We start from the raw sequence: 20,505 nt of genomic DNA, 5'->3' as shown, positions 1-20,505 counted from the left end.
TTATACGCTTTCGCGAAAGCGAACTTGTGAGGTTCATAACCAGAGGGAAAGCGAAGCGTTAAAGCGTATACAGTCACCATTATATTTATAACATACAACCATGCGATTATATACATTCTTTCTCTACACTGCATTTTTACTCATTGTTTCTTGTAAAACCGAACCTGCAAAAACTGCAGAACAGCAACGATGGGAAGCACATGCTCAAAACACTACCATTATTAGAGATGACTTTGGAGTCCCTCATGTCTATGGAAAAACGGATGCCGATGCTGTTTTTGGATTACTCTATGCGCAAAGCGAAGATGATTTTAATCGTGTAGAACAAAACTATATTTGGGCGACAGGACGTCTTGCAGAAGTTGAAGGAGAAGAAGCTATCTATAGTGATGTACGTGCTAAATTGTATATGACACAAGAAGAAGCTATTGCCAATTATGAGCGTAGTCCTGAATGGTTAAAGAAATTATGTATTGCTTTTGCAGATGGGATTAATTACTACTTAGAAACACATCCCGAAGTGACGCCTAGAGTAATTACGCATTTTGAACCTTGGATGCCTATGTATTTTAGTGAAGGGTCTATAGGTGGTGATATAGAACGTGTTGCTACGAGAAAAATCAAAGCAATGTATGAAAGTGGTATGGAAATTCCGAAAGCATTAGAAGTGGCTATGATTCAAGAACAAGAAATGCAAGAACCACAAGGTTCTAATGGAATTGCGATTTCTGGAAAGCTTACCAAATCTGGAAATCCACTACTCCTAATTAATCCGCATACCTCTTTTTACTTTAGAGGGGAAGTACATGTTGTAAGTGAAGAAGGACTGAATGCTTATGGTGCGGTTACTTGGGGGCAGTTTTTTGTATATCAAGGATTTAATGAAAAAACAGGTTGGATGCATACCTCTACTTATACTGATGTGATAGATGAATTTGTCGAAACTGTAGAAAAAGATGAAAACGGAGCACTTGTTTATAAATACGGAGATGTATATCGACCTGTAGAACAGTACGAAATGACAATACGTTATAAGGATGGAGAAGAAATGAAAGAAAAAGTGCTTCCTGCTTATAGAACCCATCATGGTCCTATTACACATATGAAAGATGGTAAGTGGGTCGCTTCTGCACTCATGTGGGAACCTGTAAATGCATTAAAGCAATCTTATATTCGATCAAAACAAGATGGGTATAAAGGGTTTAGGGAAATGATGGATATCCGTACCAACTCTTCAAATAACACTGTCTATGCAGATGCCGAAGGGAATATTGCGTATTTCCATGGAAATTATATTCCGAAACGAGATACTTCTTTTGATTATACACAACCTGTAGATGGGAGTAATCCAAAAACAGATTGGCAAGGATTACATAGCGTAGATGAAACTATTATGCTTTTAAATCCTGAAAATGGATGGTTACAGAATTGTAATTCAACACCCTTTACAGCGGCTTTAGAGTTCAGTCCCAAAAAAGAAGACTATCCGAATTATATGTCTATAGACAGGGAGAATTTTAGAGGGGTACATGCGATTGAACTTTTAAAAGAAGGCAAAGACTATACACTAGAAAGCTTGATAGACTTAGGATATGATTCTTATCTACCCGCATTTGAGGCTTTAATTCCTGGACTGGTAGAAGCATATGACAAAATAGATCGCACCAAAGAGACGGGTGCTTATATAGAAGTACTTCGTAATTGGGATTATAGAACGTCTACAACATCTAAAGCGATGACACTAGCGCATTATTATGGTACAGCTTATTTTAGAAATGGAGAACGTCCAGAAGAGCGATTATCTGCTATGCACCTCCTCTCCTACTTTGGAAAAGAATCACCGCTAGAAGAACGTATGGAAATCTTTAAAACAGTCATTGATCAATTAGAAACTGATTTTGGAACGGCATTGATTCCTTGGGGAGACGTACATCGTTTTCAACGTATTAATGGAGATATTCGTCAACCCTTTAATGATGACCTTCCAAGTACGCCTGTTGGTTTAGCATCTGGTCGTTGGGGAGCACTTGCAGCCTATGGAGAGCGTTATAACAATGGTACTAAGAAAATATACGGTACTCGTGGGAATAGTTTTGTTGCCGTGGTTGAGTTTGGAGATAAAGTAAAAGCAAAAACTAGCCTTGCTGGTGGACAAAGTGGTGATCCAGATTCTCCTCACTTTGATGATCAAATAGAAGACTATGTAAATGGTGAATTTAAAGAAGTAGCGTATTACAAAGAAGATGTCTTAAAAAGAGCAAAGAAAACATACCATCCTGGGGAGAAATAATAGTGTATGCAGCAATTAAAAGATTGTATCACAAAACACGTATCAGTTCAAAACGAAACTCTTGAGACAATTGTATCATTCTTTGAACCAGTTACAGTATCTAAGGGAACATTTTTACTAGAGTCTGGGAGTATTTCAAATCAATTAATTTTTATTGCATCTGGTTATCTAAGAATGTATGACATTTCTGATGGGAAAGAAATTACGCTATGGATAGGAAGTCAAGGAAAGTTTATTACATCAGTATCTAGTTTTGTTTTTCAAACATCAAATTATTGGAATATTACGGCAATCACTAACGCCGAAGTATATATTCTAAGTAGAAAAGATCATTTTAATTTATGTCAAAGTCAACCAAAATGGTTAGAATTTGATAATCTATTATTAGCTAGTTCATTTGCGCTTTTAGAGCAAAAAATGTTTTCACATTTACATACTACGGCAAAACAACGATTTGAAAAACTATTCCAAGAAGAACCTTCACTTTTTAATCATGTACCATTACAATATATAGCCTCCATGCTAGGTATTACACCAGAATCATTAAGTAGATTAAGAAAAGGGTTAGGATCAAATTCTTGACAAATGTCAAGCGTTTTTATTTGTCTTAGAAATACTTTTGAATAAATTATTTTAAGATGAATAAATTACAAAAAGCATTAACTCTAAACGCTGTATTTTCCTCTTTATCAGGTCTCATTTTGATGATAGCAAATCAACGGATAGCACATGAATTTGGGACAGGAAATAATAGTGTATTTTGGATAATAGGTAGTTTACTATTATTTTTTTCGGCAACAATAACTTATGAAATATTCAAATTACGTAAGTCTGGTGTGATAGCTATTATCGTTCAAGATTTTTTATGGGTTTTAGGAAGTATTATACTCATCATTACAAATCCCTTTCATATAACGAATACAGGTATTTATAGCATTAGCATTGTTGCAATTATAGTATTAGGTATGGGGTTAAATCAGTATAAAGCTCTTATGCATTATACTAAAGAACATAAGAAAGGCATAGAATAATTACCCTCCTCTCTTAATCAAAGAAAAATGTCCTCTAAAGGTGCGTCCGTCTGTAAATGTAATGAGGTACCAATAATCATTAGAGGGCATAATTTTGCCTTGATAGGTACCATCCCACCCATTCCCCATACGACGACTTGAGAATAAGATTTTCCCATAACGGTCAAAAATCACAAATTGTTCTGTTGGGTTTAATGTATTGCTAGCTCCATCTATTTTCCAAGTATCATGGATACCATCACCATTAGGTGTAAAGAAAGTTGGAAAACCAATCACAGCCACTTCACCCGTTACAATCCCACATCCATTTCTATCTCTTACATATATGGTATGGAATCCAGAAGAAACATCTGTAAAAACAGGTGACTCCACATAAGGTCCAAATACATTATCTAATGCATATTCATAATCTCCTTCGCCAGAAACCGTCACTGTCACTGTAGTACTTTGGTTTTGATCATCTACTGTAATACTTTCTATAGTAGCTACATCTGAAGGTTGTACCGAAATACTGCGCGTTGCACTACACCCATTCGTATTGGATACAGTGACTACATAATTCCCAGGTTCATTAATAGCAATAGAAGATGTAGTTGCACCCAAAGTACTCCCATTAAATGTCCAACTATAGGACAGTCCGCTTGTATTTCCTAGAACACCACTATTAAGTATGATAGTACTAGGGAAATCATTTAAACAATACTGAAGTGATATATCTTCATCAAGTGCTGGTGTACTGAGTACTTCAAGCAGTACAGAGCTAATAGCAATACAATCAGTTTCACTAAAAACCCTAACAAAGATTTCTTGGTTATTTGCTAGTGTATTTATAAATGGAGTACTCAAACGATTTTCATCTAGAGAAGCATCATTCTGTGATTCATAATACTGTACAATGGCATCAGAAGGCAATTGACCATTAAAAGTGGTTGTAATCTCTGATAAAGAAAAACTAGCAAAACCATCTATAGGGATATCATCACATATCTGAAAAGGATCGATTTGTAAAGGTGTAACCGTAGTCGTTAAGGTAATTGTAACTTCAGCAATAGTAAAACACCCTGGTTGATTCTCTACTCTAGCAAACAATGTTTCACCAGGACTTGTGATCTCATAAGCAGTAGGTGTTTCTATTGGATCGATGTTTGACATAGCATCTGAAGCATCCTGAAAGAAGTTAGAAATAAAAATAGCGCTGTCATTATTAGTAACGGCATCATTCGTATCAAATAGATTATAGGTCAGGCTTCCATCTTGATCTATATCACACACCTCTACAGAAACATCTACTGCCATAGGTGTCTCTCCAAATTCAATAATAATTTCTCCAAAGGATTCACATCCATTTTGCAATGCAACCGTCACTTCATAAATACCTGGAGCATCTACTGTAAGCATTTCAGAAGTTTCTGAAGGCAATACAACCCCATCTCTAAACCAAGTATATCCTGTAGCATCTACTTCTGTAGCGTCTAAAACCAAGGTTTCATTTTCACACAAAGCATTTCCAGTACTTAATAATCTATTAGGGCCCAATTCTGTAGCCAACTCAAAACTTCCAGCTTCTAAGAACACTGCAGAGTCAAATCTAAAGTTTTGCTCATCGGCAATCACCAATTTCACTTCATAGGTAGTATTAGGAATAAGCTGTGCCGTGGCTTCTATAACTTTGGTCTGCCCATTAAAGTTAATAGGGACATTAGCACCATTAAAACTTTCAAAAAAGAATTCATTCTCCGCTGGGCATCCTCCAGGAATCTCTGGATGCACCGTTGTTACTTTTACAGGAGTTTGTGTATCTGGAACTAAGGCAATATTTTCATACTGTTCTTCTCCTAAAGGGCGTATTAAAAACCCAAAAAGATCAGAAAACTGGCATGTATTTGGGTTTCCTTCTTGATACTCTTCTGAAGCAAATATGTAACGAAAACTAATTTCTGAAGCCGATGAACTAAATTGAAATTCTAATATCGTAGCATTTGTAGTATTAGACTCATCAAGAACAATTTCTAAATCGGTATCTCCTATCCATCCAGGGGCATCATCATCACTTAAACTTGTATTCGGCCCTTGTGTATTTTGTAAACGTCCTGTACTAAGAACAATCCCTTCTTCAAATGGAAATGATGTATTGGTTGCATCAAAATATCCATAACTCTGATCATTCCCTCCAAAATCACCTCCTACTACATTTGTTACAACGACACTATCTATACAATTACTATCTATAAGAATATCTTCTATTAATTGTTGCGGAGTAAAGCTATTACTATCCACTTGTATACTTTGACCAAAGGCAAAGAGTGGGAAAAGAGAAAGTAAAAATAAAATTGGATGTTTCATTCTTTATAATAGCCCTGCAAAAATAAACAATCATACCCCTTTATATAGTATGAACTCCCATATTTTAATGTTAAGATATAGGTATACATTTATACTTTTTGATGTTTTAATATACGCTTTCGCGAAAGCGTATACTACTTTTTTACAATTTTAAAGACAAAATTGAGCACTATTTATCATTAAAAAATGTCACTTTTTACATAAAAAACCATCGTTTTCGCGATGGTAAAACCGTAACAAAAAGCAAAAAATACCATAAAATCGATGCGTTTTTTCCTTTTTTTGTAAGAATAATTAGCAAAAATTGTGGAGTTAAACGATTTTTTTCTTGCGGTTATCGAAAAGTGAAATAAAGATTAAAATTGAGCACTTTGTTTTCTCTAGTTTTGTCTCACCCAAATCTGATTAAAATGAAAAAGTCGCTTATATTAGTTATGCTAGCTGCTGCATCTTTTGCGCATGCTCAAATTGGAATTAACACAACAGATCCTACAAAAACACTTGATGTAAATGGTGAATTAAGAATTCGCAACACACCTGTCGAAGGATCTACACCAGCTACAACACTTGCTGTAGACAATAATGGAAATGTTGTAAAATCGAATAGATTATCGCTATACGATATTGCCACTACAGAAGCTGCAAATAGTATTAGAACTACACTTTCTGCTGGAACCAGTACTATAAATGATCTAGATATTGGATTATCTCAAACCATTACCATCCCTGCAAATTACGAAGCTGTAATCAAAGTGACATACTCTGTTCCTATGGGAGCTGAAGTAGAAGAAATACCACTAGGTACATACATGGGAATTCGTTTCTTAAAAAATGGTATAGAAGCTTCAGCTGGATCTAGAAAGTTTTCATTACCACTTCAAGGTGATGCCGCAGGGCATTCATCTCACATTGCAAAAATGAACACGCTTTCTGCATTATATACAGAAATACTTCCTGCCACTTCTTCAGATCGCACATTTACGTTTTCTTTAGATGGTTATATAGAACAAAATGCAGAAGTAGATGATATCACATACGTATTTAATAGATACGCTCAATCAGGAGCAAATTATAATTGGGGAAATGCAAATATGACGGTAGAGGTGTATATTAAATAATCTCATAGGTTATTGAGTATCTTGCACAAATAAAACACATCTATTTTGCATCCTAATAACCTTCATAACACTGCATATAATTTTGAAATATTACAAAAGCATACTCCCCTTTTAAAAGAGTTTGTTTTTGTAAATGAATATAACACTAAAACAATTGATTTTTCAAATGCGTTAGCTGTAAAAGCACTTAATAAAGCATTATTAAGTCATTATTATGATATCAAACATTGGGATATACCTGAAGGCTACCTCTGCCCTCCTATTCCTAATCGAGTTGATTACATACATTATATAGCAGACATTGTACATACAAAAGAATACTGTAGGGGGCTAGACATAGGGGTAGGTGCAAATTGTATCTATCCTTTACTAGCAACACAAATCTACAAATGGAATATGGTTGGGGCAGACATCAGTAAGTCTTCGGTTGCTATTGCAAAGCAAAATGCAACGGAGGCTTTCACTGATATCGAAATACGACTACAAGAGACACCAGCACATATTTTTAAAGGAATTATTCAAAGTGAAGAGTATTTTGATTTTACCATGTGTAATCCTCCATTTTATGCTTCGGCTCAAGATGCACAAAAAGCAAATACTCAAAAGAATAAAAAACTGCACCTATCAAAAACAATAGATAGAAATTTTGGAGGAGTGTCTAATGAGTTATGGTGTAATGGTGGCGAAGCATTATTTGTAAAGAGAATGATCAAACAAAGTCTTGATTTCAAAGATCAAGTTGGCGTTTTCACAACTTTAATTTCTAAAAAAGAAAACCTTCCAAAACTAGTAAAGCTATTAAAAAAACTCGCTGCTACTCATCAAATAATTGATATGCAACAAGGACATAAGAAAAGTAGGATACTCACTTGGAGTTTTAATGCGTACTAAAATTATAGATTTTAAAGTATTTAATAAATTAAAATACGTATACTTCTTTTTAATTTGCGATTCCAATCTATATGACAGAGCATTTCCATTTCAAACTCTATAAACCCTACGGTTACATTAGCCAAATGATGAGTAATGATAAGCGCCAAGCTCGGAAAAAGAAGTTCTTACGTACATTATACGATTTCCCGAAAGGGATTATGGCTATAGGACGTCTTGATGAAAAATCTGAAGGATTGTTATTACTTACTACTGATGGAAAATTAAGTGATACCATCAACCGATCTGGTATCGAAAAAGAATATTACGCACAAGTAGATGGCGCTATTACTCAAGAAGCTATTGAACAATTATCACATGGTGTTGTAATAGGATTTGACGGCAGAAAATATAAAACAAAGCCCTGTATTGTTTCAATACTAGATAGAGTTCCGGAACTTCCAGAGCGCTCAAAAAAACTACGTGATGATAGACATGGCCCTACTACTTGGATACGAGTTATTCTTCGAGAAGGAAAATTTAGACAGGTACGCAAAATGACTTCTGCGGTAGGATATCCTACCCTTAGACTTGTACGAGTACGTGTAGGTAATATAACTTTAGATGGATTGCAGCCCTCTGAAGTGAAAACAATCACTACAACCGATATGAACTCTCAGGTGATAGCTGTTAGCTCTTTGTAAGTAACGTTTCATCTATATATGCCATTGTTCCTCGATATCGAATTCCATCTCTCTTGGTACTATTTACAAAAATAGATGCATTCCCATTACTAAATACAGTCATACTTATATCGTATGTTTCGGAGGGTGATTTTGCTATAAATGTAATCACAGATGAGCGTTTTTTATCATTATGAACAACCTTAAAATCAGATACAGCTCCTTGATGCTGGATAGCTGTAGATTGGTTAAACCCTCCTCCTATTCGTACCACTCCAAAATATGGTAAATGTATTTTTACAGAATCGGCAGATGTAAATCTAATAATCCCAGGGTTATTAATTAAGTTGATTTGATTCATTGACCGAGGATATACCCAATCTGCATTAAAGAAAAAGGCGCCATCATCTAGTAATGACTTTACCTTTTCATACGCTTTGGTTTCTACTTCTATTTTTAGTGCTTTTTTTTCTGATCGTGATTGTGACCATCCTACTTGAGAAATGGTTAACAAAAAACTAATGGCAAGCAAATACGTTTTCATAAGCAATAAATTTATTCAAATTAATAATCAAAAATCATTCCTTAGTTATAAAATGAATTATTCTTTATAATTTATAGCTTTCTATTTTTTCAAAAAAGTTCTTTTTATAAGTATCACCTATAGGAAGTGCTTTCTCTTTTATATACACTGTTATAGAATCTGTTTTAATAATATGTTTTATTGCAACAATATATGATTTATGCACTTTTACAAAATGAGAATTCCCTAAAGACTCTTCAATATGCTTTAATGTATTATATGTAATCACTACTTTATCAAGTAGATGAACTGCTACATAATTCTTTAACCCCTCTATATAACAGATTTCGTTTTGATATACTTTTTCATAATTATTTTTCCCATCTGTTTTTACAAATAAAAAGGTGTCATTTGTGGTTACTTCTTTAGGAGTTTCATTTTTTCTAATCTTAAGAACAGCTTCGTAAAAACGCTCAAACTCAGAAGGCTTCAAAAGGTAATCTATAGCATGAAGATCATAACTTTCTATAGCAAATTGAGGGTATGCTGTTGTAAAAATAATTTTAGTTTTTCCTTTAACTATTTTAGAAACTTGTATTCCTGAGAGCTCTGGCATTTGAATATCCAAAAAAACTAAATCTATCTCTTGTGATTCAATAATCTGTAACGCTTCTAAAGCACTTGTTGTACTCCCTACCTTTTCTAGAAAAGAAACTTTTGAAATATAATTTTCTAAGAGTCTAATCGCCGGAGGTTCGTCATCTACAATGAGACACCTATATTTTTTAGTATTCATAATGGCATTTGTAATGAAGCTTCAAATATTGAAACTTCTTGTTTATTATTTAATACATATGACTCTTCAAATAACATATCTAATCTACGTTTTAAACTAGTATGTCCTATTCCGGATTCAGTATAATTTTCTGAAGTATTGATTTTATTCTTTGTATATATTTTAATAGTATCTATATCAACTTTAATTTTAATTTCTGCACGAACAGATGCATCATGGAGTATCCCATGCTTAAATACATTTTCTACAAAATGAATTAACATCATAGAAGGTACTTTTTGATTGGTTACTTCACCAGAGACTGTATAATCAACAAAAAAGTTTGTTTCAAATCGTTTTCTGAAGAAATAAATATAATCCTCGATAAATTTTAGATCTTTCTCTAATGATACAAAGTCTTCCTGTGAATCATAGGTTACAAATCGCAACAAATCAGATAATCGGTGAATGTCTTTTGCTATTTTAGGCTGATCTTCAATTAATTCCGAATAAAAACTATTAAGTGTATTAAATAAAAAATGAGGTTCTAATTGAGATTTCAAAAACCGTAATTCGGTCTTCTTATTTTCTAATTGTAATTGGAATAATTTTGTTTGATTCTCTATAAATCGAAATAGTAAAAATAAGGTCGTACTAAATAATATTGCTTTAATTGAATAATATGAGTTATCAAATATATAGTAATCAAACACCCTAGTACGATCTGCATAATTATGATTGCCAGTGATTGAAAAAATAATTACTTCTTCTAAAACATAACGTATGCCTGCAAATAAAAAAGTAAGTCCAATTGCTCCAATGATATAGGCAACATATTTTTTCTTAATAAGCGTATAAGGCGATAACCATGTGAAATTTATAAAATAAATAGAGAAAAAAGTAATGTACATTGAGCACACATATAAAAATCCTGGATATAGAAAGTTATTTAAAAAACCAGGTTTGTTTAGATATACATAATCACCATATAAATCTAATGCTATTACTAAGAATATTAATAATAGATGATATCTCCATTTCTGTTGTACAGGCTTCATAAAACAAATCTAGGTATTTGTAGGCTATGACAATAAATAGATCGTATTAATACTGAATTTCTTTATATCAAACCCTTAAAATACACAACCAATGTATTGATATAGTAGTTTTCTTAGTTGGTCAGATGAAATATCTGTTTGATGTAATCTCAAATATAAAAAGAAGACATCCATATAGATTTGTGTAAAACACATCTATTATGAAGTCAATTATCTATATTCTAAGTATTATATTTTTAATTTCTTGTAATCATAAAGAAACAGTAATAAATAAAGAAACTTTAGAACTTCCTATTCAACTTAGTGAAGCATACATCTCACAAAAAGCCGCATATTTCACTATTAACAATGGAACTATAAAAGGTGACGGACTTAACGTATGGAAAGAACTAATAACACAATCTCAATTTGTGGCACTTGGAGAACGGCATGATTCTGAAGCCACATCTCAACTAGTAGATGCAATACTTCCAATATTAGATACTACAGGTTATCATCATTTTGCAATAGAAGTTGGGCCTCATTCTGCAAAAAAACTCAAACAATTAAGTACCCCTATTGAAGATACAGAAAAGAATCTTACTGAGTTTATTGCAAAGTATGCCGGTAATGAAAGTTATTCTATACCTATTCCATTCTTCAGGGCTATTTCTGATGCAAAATTTTTAAAAACTGCAAGAAGCCACCATATGAACTTATGGGGATTAGATCAAGAATACTATTCTTCTAGTGAATATTTTATGGATGAATTACTCGTATACGCAACAGATCATCCAAAGTATGAAGAGATTAAAATGACCCACCAAAAAGTAAAAGCAATTATAAAAAAATGGTCCGATATTGATGATGATGAAAGTAGAGAGATAGATTTATTTGAAGAAATTCAGAAGGATACCACGGTACAGAGTTATCTATCTCATTTTCGAAAGATGGAAAATACACGTGAGATTATCAATGATTTAGAGATAAGTTGGGATATTTATTCTCGTTGGCGTGATGATTCTCATGCAGATCGTATTAGTTATATGCGTACAAACTTTATGAATGCATATACAAAAGCTTTAGAAAAAGAAAGCGAACCTAAAGTGTTATTAAAGTTTGGAAGTTTACACACTTCTAAAATTCTAACAGGTAATTGTTATGATCTAGGGGATTTAGTCACACAATTAGCCCTGAAGAATGGAACGCAAGCAACAACTATTAATTCTTGGAATAGATACTATATAGATGATGATGGCACTGAAATAGACTATCTAGAAAAATACAGCAATTATTATAACAGACTACAATCTTTTATGTCTCTTGCTAAAAAAGATCAATGGGTCATCATTAATTTAAAGAGTATACGTGATGACATCATTAACGGAAAAGTCATACTACCAAAAAATGGAGATTATCATCGAATAAAAGCACTGATAGACGGTTATGATTACCAATTAATTCTACCATTAGATCAAAAATCTAAAGGACTCGTAGAAAATTATTAAAAATCCATACTTAATTTACGATTATGAATGCAACTATCCAAGATGTTCGCACTACCAAAAGTGAACTAAAATTAACACTAAAAAACAGTATTGCATTTTTAGCATTACTATTCATGATGCATGAGGCGCATGAAATTGCCCATACAGCTATAGGGCGCTTATTATGTGGGTGTTGGGGTGAACGTGACTTTAATGTTTGGGGGTTATGTAATACGTGTGCTGTATCACAAGATTTAGGGTTTATTGCAACATTAGCAGGTCCTCTATTCTCCTTTCTCATGATGTGGTGGGGTGCTTCTTTATTAAAAAACACAAATACAACATCTCAAAAATCCATTGGGTATGCGCTCATATTTGCAAATATGCCATTTGCACGTTTATTAACGGCTATAGCTATGGGAGGCGGTGATGAAGTATATACCTTAAAGCACTTTATGGAAAATGACACTCTAGCATGGATTATTGGATCTATAATTATACTATGCATTTGTATATATCCATTATATAAAGCCTATACAGCAATTTCAAAAAGAAGATTATTATGGTTTTTACTATTTTTTATTGCCCCTACATTTATTGATGTTTTAATAGTTCTTGGAGGGATGAATACATTACTTACTAATGGTGTATTGGATACGTATTGGATTCTTGGATCTCCTATCCTAGTTACTGTTTGGACAGCAATTGTAATTCTTCTTTTTACGCTTTCGCGAAAGCATATATACACGCTTTTAAGATAAAACTGTAACATTCCACTTTTCTTAAGGTCTCTACTACAAACAAACACAAAACATCAATCTTAAAATTTATAGTTATGACTTTCAAATCAATTATCACCATCGTTCTCGTAAGTTTTTTAAGTATGCAAGCATTTGCACAGAAGCCTGTAAAACTTTCTTCAGACACTACAACAAAATCTTTTGATTACTCAGGGTATACACAATTAGATGTCGCTAGTGATTTTCATGTGAATGTTTCTTTGGGACAGCAAGATGCAATTACAGTAAATGCAAATAGTAATCTTATGGAATATGTAAATATCTATAAAGAAGGAAACACGTTATTTCTAAGATTAAAGAAGAATACTTGGTTTAAAGGAAAAATGATTTTAGACGTACAACTTTCTACAAATATGATTACAGATTATAACGCATCTTCTGATGCGATAGTAATACTAAATACACCGCTTACATCAGATACAGTGCGTATAAATTGTAAAGGAGATGCTGTATTTAAAGGAAACATTACTGCCGACACATTACTCGTTAATGCAAAATCTGATGCAGAAATAAAAATAACAGGATCTGCAAAAAAAATGACTGCAAATTTAAAGTCAGATAGTGAGTTTAAAAATAGAGATTTTAAAGTACAAGATTTAAAAATTGTATTGAATGGTGATAGTGAAGCCGTTGTTACTGTAACCAATACATTAGATGCTATAGCTAGCGGAGATAGCGAATTACGCTATGCTGGAAATCCTTCAAAGGTAAAGCAAATTGCTAAAGGTGATTCTGATATCACTGCTATAAAATAGAAACACTTCCACTATATATAGAAAGAGCCATATATCTAGCGATATACGGCTCTTTCACTTTTTTTAATTTCCTACTGAAAGAATGTATTGAAAAAACTCAATACCCATTTGTTCTCCGAAACCTGAATTTGTAAATAAAACAGCTCCCCATTTACTTTCTGGGATAAAGAAAAATAATGATGTAAATCGTTTGTTATTATTACCTCCGTGTCCATACACATCACCAAAAGGGAATGTTCCATTATAAAAACCTAGCGTAAGATGAGAAATACCTGAGGCTCTGTTTGGATTATCATCTGGGAGTGCTGTTTGTTTTTTAAATAACTCTGCATATCCATCATTGCTTAAGCCCTCTTTATTCATCCAAGCAATAATAAGTTTTGCCCAATCTTTTGCTTCAGAATTCACTCCATATGCAGCTCCAAATTCGTCTTTTCCTTGATTAGTAATTGGAAGCCACTCATTATTCTTAAAGGGTTGTGCTTTATTTTTTTGGTTTTTGGTATTGGGAATATATCGAGTTACATCAAGACCAAAGGGTTTTGCTATTTGTTTATGAAAACGTTTTTGAAGTCCTTTTGGGTCAGTTTTTAATAATTCTTGTAATACTAAAGCTAGATATTGATACCCTTCTCCTGAGTATTGAAATTGTGTGCCTGGTTCAAAATCTATGGTAAGTCCCGTTCTTCCATTTTCATTTCGCCAGTTAGGAAAGCCTGTTGTATGAGATAATACCATACGTGCTGTTATTTTTTTATAGCGTTCATCATGCGCAATATCCTTATAAGGAAGATAGGTGTACAAAGGTGTGTCTAAATCAAGTACACCATCTTCTACAAGTTGCATCACAAAAAAAGCAAACAGCGGTTTTGATAATGATGCTCCTTCAAAAATAGTCTTCGGACTTATAGGAGTATCAGGCGCACTGTAGCCTTTTACAGTATGATATACGATTTTTCCATCATTTATAATGGCTAAAGAAACTCCGGGAGTTCCTGTAGCTTCCATTTGTTTATCAAAAAAAGCGTTAATGTCTTCTACAGGAATATCCTGCCCTATTGGATTCTTAATAGTTTGACCAGATACAGAAAAGCTTATAAGCCCTATTATTGTCCATTTAATAAGTGTTGTCATAAGGTTGTTGATTTTTTGATTAATACACCAAAAATCAATAAATACATATTTATAGAAAAGTAAGAATAGATGAGTTAGGTTAAAAATAAGACAAAGTGGGGCAATCCAAATATTACCTATCTAGCCAAAGCCTAAAATTTGCAGTAGTTCCAGAGCTTGTCATCACTTTATCTTTCAAACCTTTCATGCTTAATACTAATCTATTTTTAAAGTGGCTTTCCATTTTAAGAATATAAGATAACTGTATCACTTGACTTCTATTGATTCTGAAAAACTGATGCGGATCTAGCACTGCATAGATATTGCCAATATTTTGAGAATATAAATGTGTATGACCATCACAATCTATCAGCTTACAAAAATCGCCTTCAGCATGAATTAAAGCAATCTGTGCACTTTCTAAAATATGCAATCCTTTTTTACTTTTAATAACAAATCGCTTTTTATAAGTGTCTTTTACATCTGATAACGTATGTTTTATATCCGTATATACTTGAGGGTTGATCTGTTCTGTAAATAAGGAAGTATACTTACTAAACGCCTGATTAATATCTTCTTGGGTATAAGGTTTTAAAATATATGCGATACCATTACTTTTAAAAGCATCTAAAAGAAAGGCATCATATGCAGAACAAAAAATAATAGGCGTTTTAAGAGTGGTTTTTTCAAAAACTTCAAATGAGAGTCCATCTAATAATTGAATATCGGAAAAGATAATACTATATGAATGTGTTTCTAAAAAATGATGTGTCTCTGTAATAGACCTAGCCCAATCATAGGTGAAGTCTCCTTTCAAATAATGAGCTATATACAAACGCAATTTCTCAAAAGCAGGTATTTCGTCTTCTATAATAAGAATATGCATTAGTCTATATTTGTTAAAGTTACCAGTGGTAAACGTACTTGAAAATGAGTACTTGTGTCTGTTATTAAAATGGTTTTTCCAACCAATAACTCATAGCGTTCTTTTAAATTTTTAAGGCCTGTTCTAGTAGATTCGGCTGGTTCTTTTAGAGTTGTATTTCCTTTGATATTTGTAAGTATAATAGCATCTTCTGTAATTCTAAGGGCTGTATGTACAGAGACGCCGTCTTTAATTTTATTATGCTTAACAACGTTCTCAATGACCGTTTGAAGTGCTCCTGATGGTATATACGCTTTCGCGAAAGCGGACTCCTCTACCACTTCAAATGTATATGCATTGCCAAATCGTGTCTCTATTAAATAAAAATAATCTTTGGCCATTTTCAGTTCTTCCTGTAAAGGAACAATATCATCCTCTTTTGTCTTTATAAAATAACGATATAAAGAAGATAATCTAGCGATATATGTTTTTGCTTTTTGTGTATCTGAATCTATAAGTGCATCTACCGTATTGAGGTTATTAAATAAAAAATGAGGGCTTAATTGTGATCGAAGTAGTTTTAATTCTGTATCCTTTTGTTGCTCTTTTGTAATGGCAAGCGAAGTTTGGTTTTCAAAATACTTTTTAATCATAATGATTAGGAAAGGTACTGCAAGATCTGCCGAAGAATAATAAAAACTGTGTACAAGAATATACCCTGTAGATGGCAAATCGCTCCACGTACGCCCTGAACCTAAATAATCCCGTAACAGATCAACAAAACCCGTAATGGTAAGTGCTGCGATACTAAATAGTATAAACAGTACGTATTGTTGTCTTTCTACAAAAAACTTTTGTGCAATCCAACGTATAAGAAATAAAGCCGCAAGTGTTTTGAGAACAATAATGGGAATATCAAATAGTATTTGTCCTAATGAATAGTTTTCGGTATAAAACTTTAAAAACAACCATATTACCATAGTTATGGTAAAAATGAGTATCATTTTATAATCCGATTTATTAAACTTGAGCGAAATCACAGTTTAAAAATAAGGTACTATTTTTCATTTTACTACAAATCTACCATAGTAAAACGATGAATAGGGTTAAAAAAACGTTCAATAGAATAGAGTGATGTATAACTTCTCGCAAATACATTAAAAAAACACATCAATTTCTGGTGTCAAAAACTCCTGTATACCAGATCTGAATACCATTTGTGCTCTCAATTTTGAGTTTAGGTTTTTCACCAAAAGCAATCTCTGTTGTAAAAGAATAACGTATGCCATCAACTATTCCTTGATAAGAGGCAGTCATTTTCTGACCGTTATCTGAAGTAATTACATAGTAATTTAATACATCAAAATCTTTGTTTAAGCGTATTCTCTCTCCTATTGTTTTATACCATGACACCTCATCCAGTTGACCTTTGTCTCCTCTCACATATAAGATACCAGCAGCAAAATCACTTGTATTTACATTTGAAGAAAGTACCTTGCGTATGGCAAAACCAAACTGTCCAATTTCCATAGCTTTTTTTTGAGCTTTAAATTTTGCTTTTTTCTTTTCAAGTTTGATTTCTTTTTTAGACTTCTTTTCCTGAGCCACCGTAGTATTTACAAGAAAAGTAGCCATACAAAGCAAGAGTATTATTTTTTTCATAGTGATTGGTTTGTTGTCATGGTATCATAAAAATATATGATTACTATATACCAATGGTAATTTCCTATAAATATTTACCTGTGCATTTAAGTAGATCACTTTCAAAATGCTATACCATTACTGGATTTATGCATACGCTTTCGCGAAAGCGTATACAACTAAATCTTTAGTAAATAACACACGATCTATCAGAATGTAAGCTTCGCTATAATGTCTTCATTGTCGGCTTTAGTAAGACGTAAAAGCTGTGTTTCTTTGGTTTCCTTACGAGTTCCATAATACTTAAAGATGGTTACCTTCATAAAAGTAGGATTTTCTACTTTCTGATATCGATCTCCATAATATCGAATTTTAATAAAGTAATCTCCTTTTATAGCCTTCTGAACGGTATATTCTTCTGGGCCAAATCCTTGGGTCATATCTTGAGACATCCTTCCTCCTATCGCTGTTTTATTATGACTATAATAACACTCTTCAAGATTCGGGTCTATGATATGTAGATCGATATCTGTATCATTATGATTCCAATCTACCACCACACGAATATCCATAGGACTCATATCCTTAAGAGCATTAGGAATACTATCTAATTTAAGCTCTTCTTTATATTCGTTTACTAGATGTTTAATTTCATTTTCAGAAATGGTTTTTACACCTTCAAAATTACGTCGTTGGTTATTTTTATAGATACTTCCATCTACAATAGGGAGTAATAAATCTAATGCTTCTTGGCATTTTCCAATGTTTTCATAAGCTAAAGCTAAGTCTCTATAAGATTGTGAATCTTCAGGACGTAATTCTAGGATACGCTCAAAAATATAAGCAGCTATATCATGCGCATCTTCTAATTGCATTTGGTAACCAAACACTTTTAAGAGTTCATAATTATCGCCATCTATTTCTGGAATATTAGATACGATACGTCTAGCATATATGTGATGGTCAAATGTATGTTTAAAGAAATTGGCCACATCAATAAAATAAGCAGGCTCTTTCTGATACGAAGTACGTTGTATGAGATAATACTCATACGCTTTATCTACATCTTTGATCTCGCGTAATTCATTTAAATACGGCGTATTCACTGTTCTGTCTTTTACGATGAGTTTTCCTGTATACTTAGACTTAGCATTTGCATTTCCTTGAGGCGAAACCTCTAACAACGTTATTTCTTCAACGATCTCCTCATCTTCTACTACTTCTATACTTTCAGGAACAGCTGGCGATTCCATATTCAAATCAAATTCGGTCTCTCTATCTACAGAAACTCCTTGAGCAAAACCTCTAAATGTAGTATCTGCTCTTCGTTCTGATGCTGTATTATCGGTTATTTGCGCATCATCAATAATTACCTCTACTGCACCAACACTCTTTTTTTGTGAGAGGATTCGGTTGTATTCTTCTAATAATTCTTCAGGTGGTGTAATTTTATAACGTACGTAATCCATCACATCATCCAGTACAATAAGGGACGTATAATCTGTAACTAACTGATAGGTTGTCCCAAGTGTTGTTATAGCTTCTTTATTTTCTTTTACGTTTTGTGACAATTCTTGGAGTTTCTCCTTTGCCCAAAGGCGTTTTACAATATCGCTTTTCGCGAAAGCGTTAGTAATAACAATCTCGATTTCTTGAGTCACATTCCCATCATATCCAAATTGTAACGTAATACGATCTCCATTTTTTAGATTTTTTCCAGCCATTGAAAAATCATTCGTTACTGTTTGTGATGTGTTAGGATAGATTTCTGCTTCCGTATTGGTAGTAGTATAGCCTAAGAACTGAAAAGATTGCTCGGTAAGTGTAGCTAATCCTTCATTTGTGTCTGTATCAATAAGATTGATATATCCTCCATGTGTAGTAGTTGCTAGTTGACGTAAAACCTGATGATTTGCTTTCACCATACTATTTACAGTAAATACAGGTATATTACTATACATATCAAATTTACTTAAGGTATGCATCCCATCAGTAAACAATAAAATAGCATCTCCTTTTAATTTTTGATCGGCTAGTATTGAATAATTAGTTCCCCCATCATAGGTCGTATTTTCTAATGCATTTTTGAGCGCAGTCCATTGTTTATTTTTCACCTCATAGATAGCACTATTTCTAATTGTATTACTAAATGTAATAAGTGTTACTTCTACATCTGAAAGATTCTGAAAGTAAGCATCTAGAAGATTTAATTCTTTTTGAAGTTCTCTTTTTTTTATACTCAAAGAAGCGTCCCATAATAGTGTTATCATTTTTGGTTTTTTTCGAGCTCTTTTCTCTTGATCTACTATTGTATACACATATAAGTATTCTTCAGTACGTAACTGTTTACTAGCTATTTTTTCTAAAGGAATTTGAATACGTATAGGTGTATCGGGTTTATAGTTCTCTTTTTGTACTGAAGTTGTAAAGTTCTGTTTCCAAGGCGTAAATCCTAAACCGTTGATCGTCCCTTTTTCTATAATAGGTTTTGTTTTTTGATCAAATACAGTGATGGTAAGATCAAAAGTTTCTAACTCGTTTTGAAACGCCAATGGTAAATCATAGTAATGCTTACCATCTGTAAGTTTTAATTCTTGTTCATAAGCCAGTACAATGCGTTTATATCCTTTGGCAGGTATTGGATAAATACGTGCTTTATAATTATTACCTGTTCCCTTTTCTAATAATGCCGGATCTACACGTCTTCGTACGACAGCCTCAAAAGCGACACGCCCTAATTCTTTATCTACAACAACAGCTTCTCTTAGCTTTCCATTAATATCAAGTGCAAATCGAGATACAGAAAATCCATCACCTAATGGAAAATCTAATGTTCCTTCTAAAACAGCATTGGTAGGGTTATAGAATTGCATATCGTAGGTTGTCGTAGCGATATTACCTGTAACAACAACATCTATTTTTAAAGAAGAAAGTCCTAGAGGTTTATCATCTACTGTAACAACAGGGATTTTTTGAGCATGGGAAATAGAATAGAGACATAATAGTCCTAAAAGAATCGCTTTTTTCATAATTGATGGTTTAAAATGAAGCTTTGGATGATTGTTCACCATTAAATCAAGTATTGTGCCATGACAAAATAGATACTACTTTCAATAGGATATAAAATTACACGTCAATATTTACATATAAAATCTATAATGAGGGAATACTACT

General features: G+C 33.1%; 18 protein-coding genes. 9 read left to right on the top strand and 9 right to left on the bottom strand.

Annotation, left to right across the window (positions count from 1 at the left end; all coding sequences use genetic code 11):
• The first annotated feature begins 100 nt into the window (after positions 1-100).
• Genes CHB80_RS22275 through CHB80_RS22265 form a run of 3 tightly spaced genes read left to right on the top strand, consistent with a single transcriptional unit; the run spans position 101 to position 3,321 of the window.
• Positions 101-2,290 carry an acylase gene (locus tag CHB80_RS22275; RefSeq protein WP_089373736.1) on the top strand — a complete coding sequence of 730 codons (2,190 nt, stop codon included), beginning with the start codon at positions 101-103 and terminating at the stop codon, positions 2,288-2,290.
• Between the two features lie 6 nt (positions 2,291-2,296).
• Entirely contained in the window at positions 2,297-2,872 is a 576-nt protein-coding gene (locus tag CHB80_RS22270) for a Crp/Fnr family transcriptional regulator (protein ID WP_089373735.1), read from the top strand.
• 56 nt (positions 2,873-2,928) lie between these two features.
• Positions 2,929-3,321 (top strand): hypothetical protein, encoded by a 393-nt coding sequence (locus CHB80_RS22265; protein ID WP_089373734.1) that lies wholly within the window; start codon positions 2,929-2,931, stop codon positions 3,319-3,321.
• Here CHB80_RS22265 and CHB80_RS22260 read toward each other — a convergent pair whose 3' ends face one another.
• A complete protein-coding gene (locus tag CHB80_RS22260) occupies positions 3,322-5,664 on the bottom strand; it encodes a choice-of-anchor L domain-containing protein (RefSeq protein WP_089373733.1) in 2,343 nt (780 codons plus the stop codon).
• A gap of 410 nt (positions 5,665-6,074) precedes the next feature.
• Here CHB80_RS22260 and CHB80_RS22255 point away from each other — a divergent pair, with 410 nt between their 5' ends.
• The 3 genes from CHB80_RS22255 (at position 6,075) to CHB80_RS22245 (ending at position 8,356) form a co-directional block, all read left to right on the top strand.
• Positions 6,075-6,782 carry a hypothetical protein gene (locus CHB80_RS22255; RefSeq protein WP_143337224.1) on the top strand — a complete coding sequence of 236 codons (708 nt, stop codon included), beginning with the start codon at positions 6,075-6,077 and terminating at the stop codon, positions 6,780-6,782.
• Positions 6,783-6,827: 45 nt separating this feature from the next.
• Entirely contained in the window at positions 6,828-7,673 is an 846-nt protein-coding gene (gene rlmF, locus CHB80_RS22250; protein ID WP_089373731.1) for a 23S rRNA (adenine(1618)-N(6))-methyltransferase RlmF, read from the top strand.
• 71 nt (positions 7,674-7,744) lie between these two features.
• Positions 7,745-8,356: a pseudouridine synthase gene (locus CHB80_RS22245; RefSeq protein WP_089373730.1), complete on the top strand. Its 612-nt coding sequence runs from the start codon at positions 7,745-7,747 to the stop codon at positions 8,354-8,356.
• Here the strand turns inward: CHB80_RS22245 and CHB80_RS22240 are convergent.
• The 3 genes from CHB80_RS22240 to CHB80_RS22230 form a co-directional block, all read right to left on the bottom strand.
• The gene (locus CHB80_RS22240; RefSeq protein ID WP_089373729.1) at positions 8,343-8,879 is read right to left on the bottom strand and encodes a DUF4251 domain-containing protein; all 537 of its coding nucleotides are present in this window, start codon (positions 8,877-8,879) and stop codon (positions 8,343-8,345) included. The two genes, CHB80_RS22245 and CHB80_RS22240, sit on opposite strands and share 14 nt — an antisense overlap.
• Before the next feature lie 64 nt (positions 8,880-8,943).
• Entirely contained in the window at positions 8,944-9,654 is a 711-nt protein-coding gene (locus CHB80_RS22235; protein WP_089373728.1) for a LytR/AlgR family response regulator transcription factor, read from the bottom strand.
• Positions 9,651-10,691: a sensor histidine kinase gene (locus CHB80_RS22230; protein WP_089373727.1), complete on the bottom strand. Its 1,041-nt coding sequence runs from the start codon at positions 10,689-10,691 to the stop codon at positions 9,651-9,653. The genes CHB80_RS22235 and CHB80_RS22230 overlap by 4 nt, the downstream gene beginning before the upstream one ends.
• A 200-nt stretch (positions 10,692-10,891) precedes the next feature.
• Here CHB80_RS22230 and CHB80_RS22225 point away from each other — a divergent pair, with 200 nt between their 5' ends.
• The 3 genes from CHB80_RS22225 to CHB80_RS22215 all read left to right on the top strand — a co-directional run bounded on the left by CHB80_RS22225 (position 10,892) and on the right by CHB80_RS22215 (position 13,712).
• Positions 10,892-12,178, top strand: coding sequence for a hypothetical protein (locus CHB80_RS22225; protein ID WP_089373726.1), 1,287 nt, complete (start codon positions 10,892-10,894; stop codon positions 12,176-12,178).
• Between the two features lie 23 nt (positions 12,179-12,201).
• Positions 12,202-12,918, top strand: coding sequence for a hypothetical protein (locus CHB80_RS22220; RefSeq protein ID WP_089373725.1), 717 nt, complete (start codon positions 12,202-12,204; stop codon positions 12,916-12,918).
• Between the two features lie 74 nt (positions 12,919-12,992).
• A complete protein-coding gene (locus CHB80_RS22215) occupies positions 12,993-13,712 on the top strand; it encodes a head GIN domain-containing protein (protein ID WP_089373724.1) in 720 nt (239 codons plus the stop codon).
• 63 nt (positions 13,713-13,775) lie between these two features.
• On the opposite strand, the gene CHB80_RS22210 is transcribed toward CHB80_RS22215, so the two are convergent.
• The 5 genes from CHB80_RS22210 to CHB80_RS22190 all read right to left on the bottom strand — a co-directional run bounded on the left by CHB80_RS22210 (position 13,776) and on the right by CHB80_RS22190 (position 20,360).
• Positions 13,776-14,846, bottom strand: a complete 1,071-nt coding sequence (locus CHB80_RS22210; RefSeq protein WP_089373723.1) for a serine hydrolase domain-containing protein — start codon at positions 14,844-14,846, stop codon at positions 13,776-13,778.
• A 112-nt stretch (positions 14,847-14,958) separates the two neighbouring features.
• Positions 14,959-15,711 carry a LytR/AlgR family response regulator transcription factor gene (locus CHB80_RS22205; RefSeq protein WP_089373722.1) on the bottom strand — a complete coding sequence of 251 codons (753 nt, stop codon included), beginning with the start codon at positions 15,709-15,711 and terminating at the stop codon, positions 14,959-14,961.
• Positions 15,711-16,694: a sensor histidine kinase gene (locus CHB80_RS22200; protein WP_089373721.1), complete on the bottom strand. Its 984-nt coding sequence runs from the start codon at positions 16,692-16,694 to the stop codon at positions 15,711-15,713. Before CHB80_RS22200 ends, CHB80_RS22205 begins: the two co-directional genes overlap by 1 nt.
• A 166-nt stretch (positions 16,695-16,860) precedes the next feature.
• Complete coding sequence (locus CHB80_RS22195; RefSeq protein WP_143337223.1) at positions 16,861-17,352, bottom strand: hypothetical protein; 492 nt, start codon at positions 17,350-17,352, stop codon at positions 16,861-16,863.
• A 188-nt stretch (positions 17,353-17,540) separates the two neighbouring features.
• The gene (locus CHB80_RS22190) at positions 17,541-20,360 is read right to left on the bottom strand and encodes a VIT domain-containing protein (RefSeq protein ID WP_089373719.1); all 2,820 of its coding nucleotides are present in this window, start codon (positions 20,358-20,360) and stop codon (positions 17,541-17,543) included.
• Between the last annotated feature and the right edge of the window lie 145 nt (positions 20,361-20,505).

This window comes from Dokdonia pacifica (assembly GCF_900188275.1).
Classification (GTDB): domain Bacteria; phylum Bacteroidota; class Bacteroidia; order Flavobacteriales; family Flavobacteriaceae; genus Dokdonia; species Dokdonia pacifica.
The sequence above is the reverse complement of the archived record's forward strand: the minus strand, read 5'-3'. Positions and strand labels throughout refer to the sequence as shown.